This is a genomic window from Pseudomonas azerbaijanoccidentalis, from assembly GCF_019145495.1.
In the GTDB taxonomy this organism is placed as follows: domain Bacteria; phylum Pseudomonadota; class Gammaproteobacteria; order Pseudomonadales; family Pseudomonadaceae; genus Aquipseudomonas; species Aquipseudomonas azerbaijanoccidentalis.
In genome coordinates this window covers 96,465-114,722 of sequence record NZ_JAHSTU010000013.1, presented here as the reverse complement: position 1 = coordinate 114,722, position 18,258 = coordinate 96,465, and the positions used below count along the sequence as shown (strand labels likewise).

The 18,258-nt window shown below is 59.3% G+C and carries 20 protein-coding genes; 5 read left to right on the top strand and 15 right to left on the bottom strand.

What is annotated here, in order from left to right; genetic code table 11:
* Positions 1-3: 3 nt before the first annotated feature.
* From KVG88_RS29735 to KVG88_RS29685, 11 genes are all read right to left on the bottom strand, one after another.
* Positions 4-507: a DUF2878 domain-containing protein gene (locus tag KVG88_RS29735; protein WP_150704760.1), complete on the bottom strand. Its 504-nt coding sequence runs from the start codon at positions 505-507 to the stop codon at positions 4-6.
* A complete protein-coding gene (locus KVG88_RS29730; protein ID WP_150704761.1) occupies positions 500-1,771 on the bottom strand; it encodes an SAM-dependent methyltransferase in 1,272 nt (423 codons plus the stop codon). Before KVG88_RS29730 ends, KVG88_RS29735 begins: the two co-directional genes overlap by 8 nt.
* Positions 1,758-2,573, bottom strand: coding sequence for a DUF1365 domain-containing protein (locus tag KVG88_RS29725; RefSeq protein WP_150704762.1), 816 nt, complete (start codon positions 2,571-2,573; stop codon positions 1,758-1,760). The genes KVG88_RS29730 and KVG88_RS29725 overlap by 14 nt, the downstream gene beginning before the upstream one ends.
* A complete protein-coding gene (locus tag KVG88_RS29720) occupies positions 2,570-3,817 on the bottom strand; it encodes an NAD(P)/FAD-dependent oxidoreductase (RefSeq protein WP_217873479.1) in 1,248 nt (415 codons plus the stop codon). Before KVG88_RS29720 ends, KVG88_RS29725 begins: the two co-directional genes overlap by 4 nt.
* Positions 3,814-4,596 carry an SDR family NAD(P)-dependent oxidoreductase gene (locus KVG88_RS29715; RefSeq protein ID WP_217873478.1) on the bottom strand — a complete coding sequence of 261 codons (783 nt, stop codon included), beginning with the start codon at positions 4,594-4,596 and terminating at the stop codon, positions 3,814-3,816. Before KVG88_RS29715 ends, KVG88_RS29720 begins: the two co-directional genes overlap by 4 nt.
* A complete protein-coding gene (locus KVG88_RS29710; RefSeq protein ID WP_150704765.1) occupies positions 4,593-5,015 on the bottom strand; it encodes a nuclear transport factor 2 family protein in 423 nt (140 codons plus the stop codon). Before KVG88_RS29710 ends, KVG88_RS29715 begins: the two co-directional genes overlap by 4 nt.
* Positions 5,008-6,453 (bottom strand): deoxyribodipyrimidine photo-lyase, encoded by a 1,446-nt coding sequence (gene phrB, locus KVG88_RS29705; RefSeq protein ID WP_217873477.1) that lies wholly within the window; start codon positions 6,451-6,453, stop codon positions 5,008-5,010. Before phrB ends, KVG88_RS29710 begins: the two co-directional genes overlap by 8 nt.
* Positions 6,454-6,487: 34 nt before the next feature.
* Positions 6,488-7,429: a MerR family transcriptional regulator gene (locus KVG88_RS29700; RefSeq protein WP_150704767.1), complete on the bottom strand. Its 942-nt coding sequence runs from the start codon at positions 7,427-7,429 to the stop codon at positions 6,488-6,490.
* Positions 7,429-8,388: a YbgA family protein gene (locus tag KVG88_RS29695; RefSeq protein ID WP_217873476.1), complete on the bottom strand. Its 960-nt coding sequence runs from the start codon at positions 8,386-8,388 to the stop codon at positions 7,429-7,431. The genes KVG88_RS29700 and KVG88_RS29695 overlap by 1 nt, the downstream gene beginning before the upstream one ends.
* 142 nt (positions 8,389-8,530) lie before the next feature.
* Complete coding sequence (locus tag KVG88_RS29690; protein WP_150704769.1) at positions 8,531-8,746, bottom strand: TIGR02450 family Trp-rich protein; 216 nt, start codon at positions 8,744-8,746, stop codon at positions 8,531-8,533.
* Positions 8,743-9,729 (bottom strand): NAD(P)/FAD-dependent oxidoreductase, encoded by a 987-nt coding sequence (locus KVG88_RS29685; RefSeq protein WP_150704770.1) that lies wholly within the window; start codon positions 9,727-9,729, stop codon positions 8,743-8,745. The genes KVG88_RS29690 and KVG88_RS29685 overlap by 4 nt, the downstream gene beginning before the upstream one ends.
* Before the next feature lie 197 nt (positions 9,730-9,926).
* Here KVG88_RS29685 and KVG88_RS29680 point away from each other — a divergent pair, with 197 nt between their 5' ends.
* Together KVG88_RS29680 and hemH are read left to right on the top strand one after the other, a co-directional pair.
* Complete coding sequence (locus KVG88_RS29680; protein WP_217873475.1) at positions 9,927-10,829, top strand: TIGR01777 family oxidoreductase; 903 nt, start codon at positions 9,927-9,929, stop codon at positions 10,827-10,829.
* A 13-nt stretch (positions 10,830-10,842) separates the two neighbouring features.
* Positions 10,843-11,868: a ferrochelatase gene (hemH, locus tag KVG88_RS29675; protein WP_217873474.1), complete on the top strand. Its 1,026-nt coding sequence runs from the start codon at positions 10,843-10,845 to the stop codon at positions 11,866-11,868.
* A 130-nt stretch (positions 11,869-11,998) separates the two neighbouring features.
* Here hemH and KVG88_RS29670 read toward each other — a convergent pair whose 3' ends face one another.
* Complete coding sequence (locus KVG88_RS29670) at positions 11,999-13,273, bottom strand: uracil-xanthine permease family protein (RefSeq protein WP_217873473.1); 1,275 nt, start codon at positions 13,271-13,273, stop codon at positions 11,999-12,001.
* 2 nt (positions 13,274-13,275) lie between these two features.
* Positions 13,276-13,914 (bottom strand): uracil phosphoribosyltransferase, encoded by a 639-nt coding sequence (gene upp, locus KVG88_RS29665; RefSeq protein ID WP_150704774.1) that lies wholly within the window; start codon positions 13,912-13,914, stop codon positions 13,276-13,278.
* Between the two features lie 165 nt (positions 13,915-14,079).
* Here upp and KVG88_RS29660 point away from each other — a divergent pair, with 165 nt between their 5' ends.
* From KVG88_RS29660 to KVG88_RS29650, 3 genes are all read left to right on the top strand, one after another.
* The gene (locus KVG88_RS29660) at positions 14,080-14,637 is read left to right on the top strand and encodes a hypoxanthine-guanine phosphoribosyltransferase (RefSeq protein ID WP_008045996.1); all 558 of its coding nucleotides are present in this window, start codon (positions 14,080-14,082) and stop codon (positions 14,635-14,637) included.
* A gap of 139 nt (positions 14,638-14,776) precedes the next feature.
* Positions 14,777-15,262 carry a hypothetical protein gene (locus KVG88_RS29655; RefSeq protein WP_217873472.1) on the top strand — a complete coding sequence of 162 codons (486 nt, stop codon included), beginning with the start codon at positions 14,777-14,779 and terminating at the stop codon, positions 15,260-15,262.
* Positions 15,263-15,325: 63 nt separating this feature from the next.
* Entirely contained in the window at positions 15,326-15,613 is a 288-nt protein-coding gene (locus KVG88_RS29650) for a PA4642 family protein (RefSeq protein ID WP_150704776.1), read from the top strand.
* Between the two features lie 141 nt (positions 15,614-15,754).
* Here KVG88_RS29650 and mqo read toward each other — a convergent pair whose 3' ends face one another.
* Both mqo and KVG88_RS29640 read right to left on the bottom strand, forming a co-directional pair.
* Positions 15,755-17,263 carry a malate dehydrogenase (quinone) gene (mqo, locus tag KVG88_RS29645; RefSeq protein WP_217873471.1) on the bottom strand — a complete coding sequence of 503 codons (1,509 nt, stop codon included), beginning with the start codon at positions 17,261-17,263 and terminating at the stop codon, positions 15,755-15,757.
* 734 nt (positions 17,264-17,997) lie between these two features.
* Positions 17,998-18,231, bottom strand: a complete 234-nt coding sequence (locus KVG88_RS29640) for a hypothetical protein (RefSeq protein ID WP_150704778.1) — start codon at positions 18,229-18,231, stop codon at positions 17,998-18,000.
* Positions 18,232-18,258: the final 27 nt, after the last annotated feature.

The window sequence follows — 18,258 nt, the reverse complement described above, 5'->3', positions numbered from 1 at the left end:
ACGCTAGTCGTCCAGCGCGGGTTTGAGACGGGCGGCCATCACCTGCAACAGTGGAAGCAACAGCGCCCAGAGCAGGCCGAGGCCGATCAGCGTCGGCAAGACTCCGAAGGGAAATTGCACCCCGGCCAGTTGGCCACCGGCGTAATACGACAGCGGCCCACCCACAGCCCCGAGCAGGCTCGCTCGCCACAGTGGAGTGGCGCTCCAGCCCAGGCAGTGGCGCAAGGTGCTGGCCAATAACGCCCACAGCAACATCAGCCAGAGTGGAATCAACGGCGAAAGGTCTTTGAAGTCGAACACCCCAAGCCAGCGCAGAGCACTGTCCACAGCGGTGCCGAGCAACACCACACTGAGGATCAGCCGACCTTCCTGCGCCCAGCTACTTATCCACAGCAGATGAATCACCAGCACCGCCAGCGCCACCAGCAACCACAGGCTGTTGCCGCCCATCACGCATGCAAACCAGCCGAGCTGAAACAACACCGCATTGGCCAGACGTTCAAGCATCGAAACGGCCGAGCAGCGGCGCGGTGATCGCCGACGGTTTGGCCAACAGCAATTGCGCTGTGCCGATGGTGCGCTCAAGAAAGCCGCCCTCGCAGTAGCACAGGTAATACTCCCACAGGCGCAGGAAATAATCGTCGTAGCCCAATTCGCTCAAGCGGCTATGGGCCAGACGAAAATTCTCGTGCCACAAGCGCAAGGTCCGGGCGTAGTGCAGGCCGAAATCTTCCATGTGCAGCAGGTTCATGTCGGTGTCGCGGCTGACGATCTCGAGCATTTTCTGTACACAGGGCAGGGCGCCACCGGGGAAAATGTATCTCTGGATAAAGTCGACGCTGTCCTTGGCCTGCTCATACCGCTGCTCGCGGATGGTGATGGCTTGCAACAGCATCAGGCCGTTGCCTTTGAGCAAGTGCGCACACTGCTTGAAGTACGTTGGCAGGAAGCGATGGCCGACCGCTTCGATCATCTCGATCGACACCAGTTTGTCGTACTGGCCGGTGAGGTCGCGATAGTCCTTGAGCAACAAAGTGACTTGATCTTGCAGCCCCAGCGCTTCGATGCGTTTTGCCGTGAAGGCGTACTGCTCTTTGGAGAGCGTGGTGGTGGTGACTTTGCAGCCGTAGTGCTGCGCGGCGTACAGGGCCATGCTGCCCCAGCCGGTGCCGATTTCCAGCAGATGATCCGTGGGTTTGAGGGCGAGCTTCTGGCAAATTCGCTGCAGTTTGTTCAGTTGCGCCTGCTCCAGGCTGTCGTCGGCATGCAGGAACTGCGCGGCCGAATACATCATGGTCGGGTCGAGGAACTGTTCGAACAAGTCGTTGCCCAGATCGTAATGGGCGGCGATGTTCTTCTGCGAGCCCTTGCGTGTGTTGCGGTTCAGCCAGTGCAGGGCCTGGATCAGTGGCCGCCCGAGTTTTGTCAGGCCGCCTTCCAGGGCATCGAGCACCTCAAGGTTGCTGACGAACACCCGGACCACCGCGGTCAAATCCGGTGAGCTCCAGTAGCCGTGAATGAACGCCTCGGCTGCGCCAATCGAACCCTTGCTCGCCACCAGCCCCCAGGCGGCGGTGTCGAGGATATGGATTTCTCCCAGCAGGGGGCTGCCGGTGCTGCCGAACACCTGCCGTTCACCGTCTTCAATCAGCACCAGCTGGCCGTGTTCGAGTCGCGCCAGTTGCCGCAGCACACCACGACGCAGCAACGATCCGCTCAGGACATAAGTGCCGAACAGATTGGCCTTGAGCGAAATGCTAGAGGATTTCATGGCGGCGATCCTTGGGAGGGACGGTGGCGGTTTGAAAGCTGCCCTCGGCAGCCCGATGAGCAAACAACGGCAAGCGCTTGAGCAGCAGACGCAGGGCTTGCCAATAAATCGCCAGGGCGGTTTTCGCGGTCATCCACGGAAAACGCCGCAAGTAACGGTGCAGGCTGGCGCGATCAAGGGTTTCGCGTTTGAGCCTGAGCGTGGCATCGAAGAGTTTTTCCTCGCCCTGCCAGTCGGCCATGTGCACACCGATGCGTTTCGCCACCGGGCTGAAGCTCATGCGGTACTGAATATCGCGGGGCAAAAACGGCGAGACATGAAAGGCTTTGGGCACGGAAAAGTGTTGGTGGAAGTCCGACAGATCTTCTGGTGCTTTGGCCGGCAACACGTAGTGATAGCGCTCGCGCCAAGGCGTGTTGCTGACTTCGCAGACAATCGCTGCCAATTGCCCGTCGGCTTCATGGCAATAGAAAAAACTCACCGGGTTGAATGACAGTCCCCAGCTGCGGGGTTGGGTCAGCAGACAGATCGAGCCTTGCGGCACATGGCCGATGGCTTCGCTCACCTGTTGCCGCACCGCGTCGATCAGGCGTACGCCACGGCTGGTGTACGCCTTGAGGTAATCGGTTTCGCGGAACGAAAACGGTGCAAAACGGCTCAGGCCCGAAAGACGCGACAAGCCAAACACGTCTTGCTGTTCGTCGAGGTCCAGGTACAGCAGGCCGATACGGTAACGAAACTGGTGAGTCCGCGGAGTAAAACGTCGATGGGCAATCCAGCCGCTGTACAAGGCGCTGTTCACAGGGTTTCTCCAAAGGCGCCGGCAACGCGCAAGGCGCTGACCACGCCGTCCTCATGGAAACCGTTGGCCCAGTATGCCCCGCAGTAGTAGGTATGTTGCGCGCCGTGCAGTTCTTCCCAGCGCGCCTGGGCGGCCACCGATGCCAGGCTGAATTGCGGGTGGGCGTAGGTGTATCTGGCGAGCACTTTGGAAGGGCTGATGGCGGCGCTCTGGTTGAGGCTGACGCAGAACGTTGTGTCGCTCTGGATGCCTTGCAGGATGTTCATGTCGTAGGTCACGGCAGCATGGGTGTGGCCGGAACCGGCGAGACGAAAATTCCAGCTGGCCCAGGCGAGTTTTCGCTCAGGCAACAGTCGCGTATCGGTGTGCAGCACCACTTCGTTGTCGGCGTAGGGCAGGGCACCGAGGATTGCTTGCTCGGCGTCGCTTGGTACGGTCAGCAGCTTCAACGCCTGATCGCTGTGGCAGGCGAACACCACTTTATCGAAACGCTCGCTGGCGCCGGCGCTGTGGATAACCACCCCTTCTGCGTCACGCTCGACCCGCGTCACTGGGCAGTCAAGGCGAATATTTTCGCGAAAGCCAGCTATCAACGGCGCCACGTAGGCGCTAGAACCCCCTTCGATCACCTGCCATTGCGGGCGATTGCTGACAGACAGCAGACCATGGTTCTTGAAAAACCGGACAAACAGTTGCAGCGGGAAAGCCAGCATGTCGGCCATCGGCATCGACCAGATCGCCGCACCCATCGGCACGATGTAGTGCAGGATGAAACGCTCGCCGTAGCGGCCCGCCGTCAGATAGTCATTGAGTGTGGTGTCGGGTTTGATCCGTTGCTGTTCCAGATCGCGCAAGGCTTCTTTATTGAAGCGCAGGATGTCGCGCAGCATGCCCCAGAACCCGGGTGACAACAGGTTGCGGCGCTGGGCGAAAAGGCTGTTGAAATTGTTGCCGTTGTATTCGATACCGCTGTCGGGGTCGGTGACCGAAAAACTCATTTCGGTGGGTTTGAACCCCACGCCCAATGCGCCAAGCAGGCGAATGAAGTTGGGATAGGTCCAGTCATTGAATACGATGAAACCGGTGTCCACCGCATAACGTCGGCCATCGACCGTCACGTTCTCGGTGTGGGTGTGCCCGCCAACGCAATCGCTGGCTTCGAACACGGTGATCTGATGTCGGCGATTGAGCAGGTAGGCGCAGGTCAGTCCCGAAATGCCGCTGCCGACTATGGCAATGTTCACGGCTGATCCTTGATCGGCGGGTTACTGCGCAACATGCGTTTACCGATCGCCAGTTTCACTCGGTCGGGCAATTTCGACATCGGCCACAGGGCGGCCATGAACAACCCCGGAAACGCGATCTCCAGCGGCCGATCCCGCAGCTTGCCGATGATGTGCCGTGCGGCCTTGTCCGCGGGCCAGCTCAGGGGCATGGGGAAATCGTTTTTTGCCGTCAGCGGGGTATTGACGAACCCCGGGCTGACCACCGTGACTTCAATGCCTTGCGGCGCCAGGTCGATGCGCAAGGATTCGAACAAGTAACGCAAACCGGCTTTCGAAGCCCCGTAGGCTTCCGCCCTTGGCAGCGGCAGGTAGGTCACTGAACTGGCCACGCCGACCAGGTGCGGGGCGATGCCTTTGCGCAACAGCGGCAGGGCGGCTTCGATGCAATAGCTGCTGGCGAGCAGATTGGTGCGCACCACGTGTTCAACGATCGAGGCGTCGAACTGCTTGGCGTCCACGTACTCACAGGTGCCCGCGTTGAGAATGACCGTGTCCAGTGAGCCCCAGTCCTCGGCAATCTGTTCACCGATTTCACGGACGGTCTGGCTGTTGGTCAGGTCGCCCGCCACCACCAGCACTTGCCCCGGAAAACGCTCGGACAAGAGTTTCAGCGGCGCCAGCGAGCGCGAGCTGACGGCCACGTGGGCGCCGGTTTTAAGGATTTCTTCGGCCAGCGCGGCGCCAATCCCGCTGCTGGCGCCGGTCAGCCAGTATCGTCGTGGTGGTGTAAGAATCATCCCATTCTCCTTTTCAGCCAGGCAATCGCCCGGCCCAATACGGGTAGATGTTCATAAAGAAGCGCCCCGGCATCGAAGTAATCCCGGTGGCAATAAACTTTGTCGCGCCAGCGTAAGTGCGAGCAGCCGTCGACCCGAATCAGTTGGCCGCCGGCCAGGCGCGGATGACGGTAACTCATGACCCAGCGCAGATAACCCTCGCCTTCGGCAATCTGGTCGAAGCCGTGAAAATCGAAGCGCAGATCACTGACATTGGAGTACAGCTCGGCGAAATAGCTGCGCAATTGTCCAAGGCCCTGGACTTCGTGCAAGGGATCGGTAAATCGCACGTCCGGGGTATAAAGGTCATCGAGGCGACGCAGGTTGTCTTTATCCAGCTCTGCAAACTGTTGGGCGAACTGTTGCAGGAAACTACTCATGCAGGCCTCCGGCGTTCTGCCGCGTCGGCAGGTTCTTGAACGCCGCCAGGGCGCGCGCGCGGGACGTGTTCAGATCGACAATCGGTGACGGGTAATCCGCCACGCCGAACAAACCACTGAGTTGCGCCGGGTTGTGCAGCTCTTTTTTGTTCAGCCCCGACAGTTCCGGCAGCCAGTGCTTGATGAATACGCCTTCGGCGTCGAACTTTTCCGACTGGCTCAGCGGATTGAAGATCCGGAAGTAAGGCGCGGAGTCGGTGCCGGTGGAAGAGCTCCATTGCCAGCCACCGTTGTTGGCGGCGAGGTCGCCATCGATCAGGTGGCGCATGAAAAAGCGCTCGCCCTCACGCCAGTCAATCAGCAGGTTCTTGGTCAGGAACATCGCCACCACCATGCGCAAGCGGTTATGCATCCAGCCGGTTTCCAGCAGTTGACGCATGGCGGCGTCGATAATCGGCAAACCGGTGCGGCCCTGCTGCCAGGCCGCGAGTTCTTCGGGGGCATGACGCCAGGCCAGGGCTTCGGTTTCCGGGCGGAAGGCACGGTGACGGGATACCCGTGGGTAGCCCACCAGAATGTGTTTATAGAACTCGCGCCACAGCAGCTCATTGATCCAGGTGACGGCACCGACCTTGCCGCTTTCAAACTCGCCCTGATTGCTTTGCAGCGCGGCGTGCAGGCATTGGCGCGGTGAAATCACTCCGGCGGCAAGATACGCCGAGAGCTGGCTGGTGCCGGGTTTTGCCGGAAAATCGCGCTCGCTCTGGTAATAGTCGATCTGCGCGTCGGTGAAGGTGTCGAGTCGGCGCCGGGCTTCGGTTTCCCCGGCAGGCCACAGCGCGCGAAGGCTGGCGGTGGGGGTTTCAAACCCTTTGACGCTGGCCGGCACCTGATCACTGGCAATGTTCAGCGGTACTTGAGTCATCGGCGTGCTCACCAGCCGAGGCAGTGAGCGATGCAGGCGTTCGTAACACACCTTGCGGAACTGACTGAAGACCTGGAAATACGTGCCGGTCTTGGTCAGGACGCTGCCCGGCTTGAACAACAATTGATCAAGGTAACTGTGAAAACCTACGCCTTGGGCGTTGAGCGTTTCGGCCACTGCGCCGTCCCGGTCGGTTTCATGAATGCCGTATTCCTCGTTGACGTGCACGGCTTCGATATTCAATTGCCGACAAAGATCGAGCAGCACCTGCGGTGCGTCATCCCAGCGCGGCGCCGTGCGGATCAGCAACGGGATGTTCAATTGGCCCAGCGCGGCGCTCAGCTCGTTGAGGTTGCGTAACCAGAAATCCACTTTGCATGGCGCATCGTCATGTTCCAGCCATTGCTCCGGGCTCAGCAAATACACCGCCACGCAGGGGCCAACCGCAGCGGCGGCCGAAAGGGCAGTGTTGTCGTGTAGGCGCAAGTCGCTGCGCAGCCAGATCAATTGCATGGTGATGTCCGTACTAATCATTAAAGAAGCGCCATTAAAGGAGCCCGCACTGAACCAGTGCCTGGTGTGCCAACAAGGGGTCTTCGGCCAGGTACAAATCAGTCATTTGTGAAGTTCTTGCGGACAACTCGGCGTGGTGAATGCACACCGTTGGTCCGGCGATCATTTTTGGGCAACTGACGTTGTTCAAAAGTTTCGGCAACTGCGCAAGGTTTATGGCTTTGCTGGAATACAGCAGTACGCCCCGGGGTTGCAGATAATCCACTGCCAGCGCCAGTTCACCGGCAGGCAATGGCCAGTCGAACACTTCTACCGGGCAATCGGCACTGCTGACCAGCCAGGCCGTGAGCCACAGGTGAGGTTCCAGTGGCAGGTCCGAATGGTTGATCAACAGCAAGGGCGCGGTGTGTAACTGACGGTTGTTATGGTAGATGCGCGCACCGAATTTGCTGCGCAACCAGGAATAAAAAAACACCCGTTCCATCTGCGCGCCGAACTGGCCTTGCCAGCGTTGCTCCAGTTCTGCCAGTAACGGCAGCAACAATTGCTCACACAAGGTCCGCGGCGGATAGAGCGCCATGGCCTGGTTGACGGTGTCATCCAGAGCACGCTCGGTCAGTTTCGTGACCGCCAGCAGCAACGTGTGGCGTAGCCGTTGCCAGTCGTTTTCCACCGGTTGGCTAAAGGCTTGTGGGGTATCGAGCAGTTGCTTGACCTGGCTGACGGCGACGCCACGGTTGAGCCAGGTGAGGATCGTCTGGATGCGCTGCACATGTTCAGCGGAAAACAAGCGATGCCCTTTGGGCGTACGCTGCGGCACGATCAAACCGTAGCGCCGTTCCCAGGCGCGCAAGGTCACGGCGTTGACGCCCGTCTGGCGGGCCACTTCGCGAATCGGCAGCCAGCCCTCGTCGAGGGCCTTTTTGAAGTCGGCCTCGAAGTCTTCGCTGGCGCTGCTGTCGAGTAGGTCTTTCATTAAATGGCGTTTCGCAGGCTGAGGTTTTCCGGATGCGGTTGCAGGTAAACCTGTTGCGCGATGTACGGGTCAGGGTGTTGCCGAAAGTGATGCTTGAGCAGGGTCAGCGGCACCACCAGCGGCACGATGCCGTGCCGATACTGGCCAATCACGTGCTGCACTTCCTGTTTGTCATCGGCGCTGAGGGTTTTTTTCAGGTAACCGCTGAGGTGCTGCAACACGTTGGTGTGGGTGCGCCGGGTCGCACATTTTTTGAGCGCGGCCATCAATTCGCTGAAGTACTGCGGACCGAGTGCTTGCGGATCGGTCTGGCCCATGTTGCCCAGCAGATTGCCCAGGGCTTTGTATTGCACCGGGTTGTGGGCCATCAGCAGGTATTTGTAGCGCGAATGAAACTCCGTCAGACCGCGGCGACTCAGGCCTTCTTTCAACAAATCTTGCCAGGCGCTGTAGGCAAACACGCGGGTGAGGAAGTTTTCGCGCAGTACCGGATCGTTGAGCCGGCCGTCTTCTTCCACCGGCAAATCCGGATGCAGCGCGCAAAAGGCCTGGGCATAGATACCCTGGCCGCCGCCGTCCACCGGTGCACCGTTGGCGTGATAGACCTTGACCCGTTCCAGACCGCAGGACGGGGATTTTTGCATGAAGATGTAGCCGCAGATGTCGTCGAGTTCTGCTGCCATTTTGCGTCCGTACTCGGCCAGCGGCTGGGTGACGTTGATCTCGCGGTTGACCGTGCCAACGGCCTGCGGCTCGACCGGGTTACCTACCAGCCGGATAGGCTCGCGAGGAATGCCCAGGCCGATAGCGACTTCCGGGCAGACCGTAACGAAATCAAAGTAGTCAGTGAGGGTGCGGCTGCACAACCGCGATTCCTTGTGCCCACCGTTGTATCGCACCTCGGCACCCATCAGGCAGGCGCTGATGGCGATTTTTGGTTTGGCGGGTGGCAGGGGCATCGGAGTACCTCGAATCCAAAACCTGTACAGATTGTTTTATCTGTACAACGTAGGTTCATCATAGATTCGAAGCTGTACAAGTCAAATTATTTGTATAGGTTTTGGCGGAGGGTGAGCGCTGAGGTGTTCACTTCGAGCGGTATTAGCGCCAGCCGTGCTGCCAGGCTTCACTGTCTTTCAAGGACTTCCAATCGAGCAACTGAATGCGCTTGGTCAGCACCGCCTGCAATTCAACGCCTATGACCGAGTCTTCCTCGTTGCGGAGCAATTCGGTGACCAGAAAATGTTTTTCGCGGTTTTGCGGGTGGGCTGCTGTCCATTTCGACAGCAGCAATTTGCTCGGATTGATGCGGTTCACTGCAAGTGCTCATGCAGGCGGCGAGCGGCTTCCTGGCCACTGAGCCAGGCGCCTTCGACGCGACCTGACAAGCACCAGTCGCCACACGCATACAAACCCAGGTCGGCATCGGCCAGCGTGCCCCATTCATGGCTGCTGGCGGGGCGGGCGTAGAGCCAGCGGTGGGCCATGCTGAAGGTGGGCGCGGGCATGGAGTCATGCAGCAACTCGGCGAAAGCACCGTGCAGTTGCTCGATCACGGCTTCTTTCGACAGGTCGATGTGTTGGCGGCTCCAGGCGCTGGTGGCATGCAACACCCAAGTGTCGAGCGTGTTGTCGCGCCCCGGTTTGCTGCGGTTGCGAGCCAGCCAGTCGAGCGGGCTGTCCTGCACGAAGCAGCCTTCCATGGGCGTTTCCAGCGGCGTTTCAAACGCCAGGGCGATGGCCCAGGTCGGGTCCATTTTCACCCCGGCAGCGGCGCCCGCGAGTTTCGGCGCGGAGGCCAGCAACGCCGTCGCTTGTGGCGCCGGCGTGGCAATGACGACGTGACTGAAGGGGCCGTGGGTAAAGCCTTCGGCATCCTGCAGGTGCCAGTGTTCTTCGCCGCGATAGACCTCGGTGATCCGGCAGGCGAAGTGCACTTCAAGATCGCCGAGCAACGCCCGGGTAATGGCGCTCATGCGGGGCGTGCCGACCCAGCGGGTCTGCTCGTCCGGTGACAGATTGAGCTGGCCGCCATGGAAGGTGTACAGCTGTGGCGTCCACTCGGCCACCCAGCCGTTGGCTTGCCAGCGCTGCACTTCCGTGACGAAGCGGCGGTCGCGGGCCGTGAAATATTGCGCGCCCATGTCCAGCGCACCCGCATCACTGCGCTTGCTCGACATGCGTCCGCCACTGCCGCGGCTTTTATCAAAAAGTTGCACGACATGCCCCAGATCAGTCAGGGCTTGTGCGGCTGAGAGTCCGGCGATGCCGGTGCCGATGATTGCGATAGGTACAGTCATAAGGGCCTCGTTTACCTTTCTGTACAGACTACGCCGGGGTTGAAACCTGTACAATGTTGTTTTTTGGTATAACTTTTAGCGTTCTCGTTCTGACAGCTTGGCCTATTGTTAAACACAGAGCCTGCCCGATATCAAAGATCCCTTGCTTATAAAAATAGACTAGTCATCACGGTAAAACGCCACGCGAGGAAGAAGTCATGCACATATTGCTGACCGGCGGTACTGGTTTGATAGGACGTCAGCTTTGTCGATACTGGTTGAGTCAGGGTCATCACCTGACGGTCTGGAGCCGGACGCCCGCGAAAGTCGCGAAAATATGCGGCGCCCAGGTACGTGGTGTCGCCCGACTCGAAGACATCGGGCAGGAACCGGTGGACGCAATCATCAATCTTGCCGGGGCGCCGATTGCCGATCGGCTGTGGACCCACAAACGCAAAGCCTTGTTGTGGAGCAGCCGGATCAAGCTGACCGAAACCTTGCTGGCCTGGCTCGAAAGCCGTGAGCAGAAACCGGCCGTGCTGATTTCCGGTTCGGCGGTCGGATGGTACGGCGACGGCGGTGAACGCGAACTCACCGAAGACTCGCCGCCAGTGATCGACGACTTCGCCAGCCAGCTGTGCATCGCCTGGGAAGAAACCGCGCAGCGTGCAGAGGCCTTGGGGATTCGGGTGATCCTCGTTCGCACCGGGTTGGTGTTGTCGGCCGAGGGCGGCTTTTTGTCGCGCCTGCTGCTGCCGTTCAAACTCGGGCTGGGCGGGCCGATTGGCAATGGTCGGCAATGGATGCCGTGGATTCATATCAACGACCAAATCGCCTTGATTGATTTTCTTCTGCATCGCAATGGAGCCAACGGTCCATATAATGCCTGCGCACCGAAGCCGGTGCGCAATCGCGAATTTGCCAAGACCCTGGGCAGCGTGTTGCATCGCCCGGCGTTCATGCCGATGCCGGCCTTTGCGTTGAAGGTAGGTTTGGGCGAGTTGTCATTGTTGTTGCTGGGTGGTCAGCGAGCCACGCCAGTGCGTTTGCTTGAAGCGGGATTCACATTCCAGTTCACTGATTTGCGTGCGGCCCTGGAAGATCTCTCCAGCCGCCTCTGAAATAGGACGTTGCATGACCGATCACGCGTTGCTTCTGGTCAACCTGGGCTCACCGGCCTCCACTTCGGTGGCGGATGTGCGCCGTTACCTCAATCAGTTTCTGATGGACCCTTACGTGATCGACCTGCCATGGCCGGTGCGGCGTTTGCTGGTGTCGCTGATCCTGATCAAGCGTCCCGAGCAGTCGGCCCATGCTTACGCGTCGATCTGGTGGGACGAGGGCTCGCCGCTGGTGGTGCTCAGCCGTCGTCTGCAGCAGGCGATGACCTCACAGTGGCGTCACGGCCCGGTCGAGCTGGCGATGCGTTACGGTGAGCCGTCCATTGAGACGACGCTACTGCGTCTGGTGGCGGCGGGGAACAAACGCATCACGCTCGCGCCGCTTTATCCACAGTTCGCCGACAGCACCACCACCACGGTGATCGAAGAAGCCCGGCGCGTCGTGCGCGAAAAAAAGCTCGACCTGCAATTGTCGGTGCTTCAGCCGTTCTACGATCAGCCGGAATATCTCGACGCGCTGGTGGCCACGGCCAAACCCTATCTGCAACAGGATTACGATCATTTGTTGCTGAGTTTTCATGGTTTGCCGGAGCGGCACCTGACCAAGATCGACCCTACCGGTCACCATTGCTTCAAAGGCGAGAATTGCTGCCAGAACGCTTCGCCAGAAGTATTGATGACCTGCTACCGCGCCCAATGCCTGCGCACGGCATCCGAATTTGCCAAACGTATGGGCCTGCCTGATGGCAAGTGGTCGGTGTCGTTCCAGTCGCGCCTGGGGCGCGCCAAATGGATCGAGCCCTACACCGAAGTGCGTCTTGAGGCGTTGGCCAAGTCGGGTGTGAAGAAGCTGTTGGTGATGTGCCCGGCATTCGTGGCCGATTGCATCGAGACGCTGGAAGAGATTGGTGATCGCGGCAAGGAGCAGTTCCGCGAAGCGGGCGGGGAGGAGTTGGTGCTGGTGCCGTGTCTCAACGATGACCCGCGTTGGGCGCAGGCGTTGAGTGTGTTGTGTGAAAGGGCGCCGTTGGCGCTTTAAAAGCTTCGCGAGCAAGCCCGCTCCCACATTTGATCGATGTCGAACACAAAATTTTCTTACACCGAATATCTAATGTGGGAGCGGGCTTGCTCGCGAAAGCTGTTTGATTAACAACAAAGATCTTGAAGCATTACAGCAGCGGCTCATCCGCCTTCTTGTGCTTCCAGCTGTCATTGCCCGGCAGGATCAGGTTCAGCGCAATCGCCACCACCGCGCACAGCGCAATGCCTTTGAGGCCGAAGTCATCCGGTCCGGTGCCGGTGCCAACCAGCACACCGCCAATCCCGAACACCAGGGTCACCGACACAATCACCAGATTGCGCGCCTCGCCCAGATCGATCTTGTGGCGGATCAGCGTGTTCATCCCCACCGCTGCAATCGAACCGAACAGCAGACACAAAATCCCGCCCATTACCGGCACCGGAATGCTTTGCAGCAGGGCGCCGAACTTGCCGATGAACGCCAGGCTGATGGCGAAGATCGCCGCCCAGGTCATGATTTTCGGGTTGTAGTTCTTGGTCAGCATCACCGCGCCGGTGACTTCGGCGTAGGTGGTGTTGGGGGGGCCGCCGAACAGGCCAGCGGCGGTGGTAGCAATGCCGTCACCCAGCAGGGTGCGGTGCAGGCCGGGCTTCTTCAGGTAATCACGACCGGTCACGCTACCCACGGCAATCACGCCGCCGATGTGCTCGATGGCCGGGGCCAGGGCCACCGGAACGATAAACAGAATTGCCTGCCAGTTGAACTCCGGCGCGGTGAAGTGCGGGATGGCAAACCACGGTGCAGCGGCAATCTTCGCCGTGTCGACCACGCCGAAGTAAAACGCCATGCCAAAACCTACCAGCACGCCGGAGATGATCGGTACCAGGCGGAAAATGCCTTTGCCGAACACCGCGACGATCAGGGTGGTCAGCAACGCCGGCATCGAGATCAGCATCGCGGTCTGATAATGAATCAGCTCGCTACCGTCGCCAGCCTTGCCCATCGCCATGTTGGCGGCAATCGGCGCCATGGCCAGGCCGATGGAGATGATCACCGGACCAATCACCACCGGTGGCAGCAGGCGATCGATGAAGCCGGTGCCTTTGATCTTCACGGCCAGGCCGAGGAAGGTATAGACGAAGCCGGCCGCCATCACGCCGCCCATGGTCGCGGCCAGGCCGAACTGGCCCTTGGCGAGAATGATCGGGGTGATGAAGGCAAAACTCGACGCCAGGAACACCGGCACCTGACGCCCGGTGACGATCTGGAACAGAATCGTCCCGAGACCGGCGGTAAACAGCGCCACGTTAGGATCGAGGCCGGTAATCAGCGGCATCAACACCAGGGCGCCGAAAGCCACGAACAGCATCTGTGCGCCAGACAGCACCGTGCGCCAGAGCGGATCGTTGAACTCTTGCTGCATGCTCACGCGTCCTTCTGCTTGGTGCCGAAGATCTTGTCGCCAGCATCGCCCAGGCCCGGGATGATGTAACCGTGTTCGTTCAGTTTTTGATCAATGGAAGCGGTGTAGATGGTCACGTCCGGGTGCGCTTTCTCGACGGCGGCGATGCCTTCCGGGGCGGCGACCAGCACCATGGCGCGGATGTCGCGGCAGCCGGCTTTTTTCAACAGGTCGATGGTGGCAACCATGGAGCTGCCGGTGGCGAGCATCGGGTCGATGATCATCGCCAGGCGTTCGTCGATTTCCGGAACCAGTTTTTCCAGGTACGTATGGGCCTGCAGGGTTTCTTCGTTGCGGGCAACGCCCACGGCGCTGACCTTGGCGCCCGGGATCAGGCTGAGCACGCCTTCCAGCATGCCGATACCGGCACGCAGGATCGGCACCACGGTAATTTTCTTGCCGGCGATTTTCTCGACCGACACAGTGCCGCACCAGCCTTCGATATCGTAGGATTCCAGCGGCAGGTCTTTGGTGGCTTCATAGGTCAGCAGGGCACCGACTTCCTGAGCGAGCTCACGGAAATTCTTGGTGCTGATGTCTGCGCGGCGCATCAGGCCAAGTTTATGACGGATCAGCGGGTGGCGGATCTCGAGGATGGGCATGGGAAAGGCTCCGGCGGCGGGCAAAAAAACCGGCCTAGATTAATCTATCCGAGGGTGTTGTCCTATAGACATTAGAGTACGTTAGTCCACAAACGCTTGATCTGGCCGTTCGGGATGCGTACCTTTGCCCGCTTTTCCGAATCCGTCCCCCCCTTGGAGAGCGCCATGTCCGCTGATCTCGAGCATATCCGTCAAATCATGCGAGAGGCTGACTGCCTGTACACCGAAGCTGAAGTCGAGGCGGCCATCGCCCGCGTCGGTGCACAAATCAACGATCAACTGGCGGACAGCAACCCGGTGGTGTTCTGCGTGATGAACGGCGGGCTGATTTTCTCCGGCAAGCTGCTCACCTACCTGCACTTCCCGCTGGAAGCGTCTTACTTGCACGCCACCCGTTATCGCAACGAAACCAGCGGTGGCGACCTGTTCTGGAAAGCCAAGCCGGAAGTGTCGTTCATCGACCGTGACGTGCTGATCATCGACGACATCCTCGACGAAGGGCACACCCTGGGCGCGATCATCGACTTCTGCAAACACGCCGGCGCCCGCAAAGTGCACACGGCCGTGCTGATCGACAAGGACCACGACCGCAAGGCGCGTCCGGACCTGAAGGCCGATTTCGTCGGTTTGCCATGCATTGACCGTTACATCTTCGGTTATGGCATGGACTACAAGGGCTACTGGCGTAACGCCAACGGGATTTTTGCCGTTAAAGGTATGTAAGCTCGTCGACCTCAAAAGATCGCAGCCTTCGGCAGCTCCTACATGGGATGGGTATACATCCTTTAGGAGCTGCCGAAGGCTGCGATCTTTTGCTTTTAAACCCATGCTAGAGTGCTCGGCCCCGATTCCGGAGCCTGTCATGAGCCTTTTGATCCGCAGCTGCGCCGCCCTGTTGCTGACCCTCAGCCTGCCCCTGGCCGCCGCCCCTGCGCCTATGCACGGGCAGTTTTTGCCGCCGGATGACCTGACCCTGCGTGATGCCGAGCCCGAGCAGCAACAACTGTTGCAAGTCACCGAGTATTCGGTGGTGGTTGGCAGTCAGCGCCAGTCCAATCAGCAGCCGATCCCGGTCACCTCGCCGCTGATGGTTCGCCTCAAGGGCAAATCCTTGAACAAGGGCGCGACCATTAATCAGGTGCTGGTCAATTTCGATGGCGAAAGTAAAAGCCTGAAAAAACCGGTCTACGACGACAAAACCAAGACCCTCACTCTCAATTACCCGCTGGCGCAGTACCGCGTGGTGATCGATCTGTTGCGCAATGACACGGTGTATTGTCAGTTTTTAAGCTACGTCAATGGCCATATTTGGGCCGATCTGCACACCGGCGCTGTTCGTCCGCGTTGAGCCCGGCGCCTGCGCAGGGGTAAACTGCCCGCCCCGTGAAATGTCTGCGAGCTGGAGTCGGCAATGCGTAAAGATAAGAAACAAGTGATTGGTGACGAGATCGGCGATGAGCAGATCAAGTTGTTCCTCGATTTCGAACCGGTCGACGCGACTTCTCCGTCCTTGCACAAACTGATCAAGGCCTACCGTGGGCTGCGTATCGATGACTTCGAACGTTTCCTGACGTTCTTCGTCGAGGCCGGTTACGACGTGGATGGCAAAGACGAGCACGGCAATGACTTCGTTGCCCTGATCAAGGATCAGCGTAATGCGCCGGATTACATCGAGCTGATCGAAAAAGCTCGCGGCTAAGATCAAAAGATCGCAGCCTTCGGCAGCTCCTACAGTAGGTACGCGGTTGCAAAGTAGGAGCTGCCGAAGGCTGCGATCTTTTAAAGACATAAAAAAACGCCCCGCCCTCAATGAGGACGGGGCGTTTTTTATGCGGCCGAATCAAGCGTAGCTTTCGGTCTCGCTGCTGGCTTCAACCAGCTCCAGAGCAACGTTGTTCTGCGTGTTGATCTTGCGATACAGCACTGCGTCGGTTTCCAGGACTTTCTCGCGGGCCGGGAAGATTTCGGCCAGTTTGGCAGCCCATTCGCCTTTGGCCTGGTTCGGGAAGCATTTTTCGATCAGTTCCAGCATGATCGAAACGGTTACCGAAGCACCTGGCGAAGCACCGAGCAGGGCGGCAAGGGAACCGTCCTTGGCCGCAACCAGTTCGGTACCGAATTGCAGGATGCCGCCTTTTTTCGGGTCTTTCTTGATGATCTGCACCCGTTGCCCAGCCACTTCAAGGCGCCAGTCTTCGGCTTTCGCTTCAGGGTAGAAACGACGCAGGGACTCGAGGCGCTGCTCCATGGACTGCATCACTTCGCTGACCAGATATTTGGTCAGGTCCATGTTGTTTTTCGCCACGGCCAGCATCGGGCCGATGTTGCCGGTGCGAACCGACATCGGCAGGTCCATGAAGGAACCGTGCTTGAGGAACTTGGTGGTGAAACCGGCGTAAGGTCCGAACAGCAGGGATTTCTTGCCGTCGACAACACGGGTGTCCAGGTGCGGCACGGACATCGGCGGCGAACCTACGGCCGCCTGGCTGTAGACCTTGGCCTGGTGGTGCTTGACCACTTCCGGGTTGTCGCAACGCAGCCACTGGCCGCTGATCGGGAAGCCGCCGAAGCCTTTGCTCTCTTCGATGCCAGAGGCTTGCAGCAGCGGCAATGCCGCGCCGCCAGCGCCGAGGAAGACGAACTTGGCGTCGACTTCACGGGTGTTGCCGCTGTTGACGTCCTTGATGCTGACAGTCCAGCCACCGTTGTTGCGCTTGAGACCGGTCACGCGCTTGCAGTACTTGACCTGGGCATCGGGTGCGCTGGTCAGGTGCTTGAGCAACTGATTGGTCAGGGCGCCGAAGTTGACGTCGGTGCCGTTGATCACGCGGGTGGCGGCCAGGGTTTCGCCAGGGTCGCGACCAGGCATCATCAACGGCATCCACTCTGCCATTGTTGCCTTGTCTTCGGTGTATTCCATGTCATTGAAGGCGTGGTGCTTGCTCAGCACCTTGAAGCGTTCCCTGAGGAAGGAAACGCCGCTGTCGCCTTGCACGAAGCTCAGGTGTGGCACCGGGCTGATAAACGATTTGCACGAGCCGAACGTGCCTTTTTTGGTCAGGTACGACCAAAACTGCTTCGACACCTCGAACTGGGTGTTGATGTGCACGGCCTTCTTGATGTCGACGGCGCCATCGGCAGCCTGCGGCGTGTAGTTCAGCTCGCACAGGCCGGCATGACCGGTACCGGCGTTGTTCCACGGGTTGGAACTCTCCGCGGCACCGGAATCCATCAGCTCGACGACTTCCAGCTTGATCGCGGGGTCGAGCTCTTTGAGCAGCACTGCAAGGGTGGCACTCATGATGCCGGCCCCAACCAGTACTACGTCGACTGCTTCGTTATGCGCCATTTAACGCGTCTCCAAAATCTGCAGCACCAAATTGACGGCATGGCTGCCAGGCGTTCCGGGGCGTGTCAGTGTTGCCCCTGGTCCCCATGGCAGGATCGCCATGTCCGAATCTTCGCAATTTTTTGCAACTTCGACGGACGCTACCGGCCGGGCTAATGAGGTCTATGAACTCATTTCAGCACGCGGCTGGCAATTCGACTTATGGTCGATACATCCGTTTGTGCAACCAAATCCGTAGCGGACAGGCTTCAGGCTCCGGTGTTCGAGGAGTACTCGGTCCTGTGTCGTTGGGCTGTTCTAGACGCTAATGGTGCATGTTCAGACGCAAAACTATTCATTTGCTCGCCACACTCTTGTGAAGTTGTGAAAACCCGTTTTTTTCACGCTCTTTTGAAGACGTGAACCTCAAAAAAGGGCTGTCCCAGCCTGGCACCGTGCCCGAATGCCTGGCCGCCAGGGAATTCATGGCAGGCAAACGGGCAAACAGCAGTGACCGAGCGTAATGACAGCTCTGCAGATTCGCGAAAAGTGGAGGTTTTGCCAGATGAACAGCAAGCGCGCCAGCTTCACTCGATCTGTGTGGGCGGCTCTCTGTGGGCGGTGCGGGGTGCCAAAACCGAAGCATTGACGATGCTGCGAGGCCCGATCAGGAGACGTCCTTATAATCGGGGGGAGATTGTAGCGAAGAAACGTAGGGAATTGGTCGTGTTTAATGACTTTTATTAGGCGTTCGGTCAGGTGGTCAGCAGTTGCTGTGCCCGTGAGCGTGGCTGACGTGCAATGACACGGGCGCTGGCGGGCAGGGGCTTGTGCAGCCAGTTGAGGCGAATTTCTTCGATTTCGACCCACCCGTCGCCCATGGGCTGCAGGCTGCACTGTTTGAAAGCCTGGCAATGGCCGTTGCGGTCGAGCAGGGCGAAGCTGCGATGTTGCGGGCGTGCTTCGAACAGCGAAACGAGAAAACGCATGGCGAGATACCTTTTGGGTGACTGCCG

What these genes read in the sequence shown, in the direction of transcription:
- KVG88_RS29685 (WP_150704770.1), bottom strand. Translation starts at nt 9,729, where the DNA reads ATGACTGTACCTATCGCAATCATCGGCACCGGCATCGCCGGACTCTCA.
- KVG88_RS29730 (WP_150704761.1), bottom strand. Translation starts at nt 1,771, where the DNA reads ATGAAATCCTCTAGCATTTCGCTCAAGGCCAATCTGTTCGGCACTTAT.
- KVG88_RS29695 (WP_217873476.1), bottom strand. Translation starts at nt 8,388, where the DNA reads ATGCCCCTGCCACCCGCCAAACCAAAAATCGCCATCAGCGCCTGCCTG.
- phrB (WP_217873477.1), bottom strand. Translation starts at nt 6,453, where the DNA reads ATGCAATTGATCTGGCTGCGCAGCGACTTGCGCCTACACGACAACACT.
- KVG88_RS29655 (WP_217873472.1), top strand. Translation starts at nt 14,777, where the DNA reads ATGAGCCTTTTGATCCGCAGCTGCGCCGCCCTGTTGCTGACCCTCAGC.
- KVG88_RS29735 (WP_150704760.1), bottom strand. Translation starts at nt 507, where the DNA reads ATGCTTGAACGTCTGGCCAATGCGGTGTTGTTTCAGCTCGGCTGGTTT.
- KVG88_RS29670 (WP_217873473.1), bottom strand. Translation starts at nt 13,273, where the DNA reads ATGCAGCAAGAGTTCAACGATCCGCTCTGGCGCACGGTGCTGTCTGGC.
- KVG88_RS29680 (WP_217873475.1), top strand. Translation starts at nt 9,927, where the DNA reads ATGCACATATTGCTGACCGGCGGTACTGGTTTGATAGGACGTCAGCTT.
- hemH (WP_217873474.1), top strand. Translation starts at nt 10,843, where the DNA reads ATGACCGATCACGCGTTGCTTCTGGTCAACCTGGGCTCACCGGCCTCC.
- KVG88_RS29700 (WP_150704767.1), bottom strand. Translation starts at nt 7,429, where the DNA reads ATGAAAGACCTACTCGACAGCAGCGCCAGCGAAGACTTCGAGGCCGAC.
- KVG88_RS29710 (WP_150704765.1), bottom strand. Translation starts at nt 5,015, where the DNA reads ATGAGTAGTTTCCTGCAACAGTTCGCCCAACAGTTTGCAGAGCTGGAT.
- KVG88_RS29715 (WP_217873478.1), bottom strand. Translation starts at nt 4,596, where the DNA reads ATGATTCTTACACCACCACGACGATACTGGCTGACCGGCGCCAGCAGC.
- KVG88_RS29650 (WP_150704776.1), top strand. Translation starts at nt 15,326, where the DNA reads ATGCGTAAAGATAAGAAACAAGTGATTGGTGACGAGATCGGCGATGAG.
- KVG88_RS29640 (WP_150704778.1), bottom strand. Translation starts at nt 18,231, where the DNA reads ATGCGTTTTCTCGTTTCGCTGTTCGAAGCACGCCCGCAACATCGCAGC.
- KVG88_RS29660 (WP_008045996.1), top strand. Translation starts at nt 14,080, where the DNA reads ATGTCCGCTGATCTCGAGCATATCCGTCAAATCATGCGAGAGGCTGAC.
- upp (WP_150704774.1), bottom strand. Translation starts at nt 13,914, where the DNA reads ATGCCCATCCTCGAGATCCGCCACCCGCTGATCCGTCATAAACTTGGC.
- mqo (WP_217873471.1), bottom strand. Translation starts at nt 17,263, where the DNA reads ATGGCGCATAACGAAGCAGTCGACGTAGTACTGGTTGGGGCCGGCATC.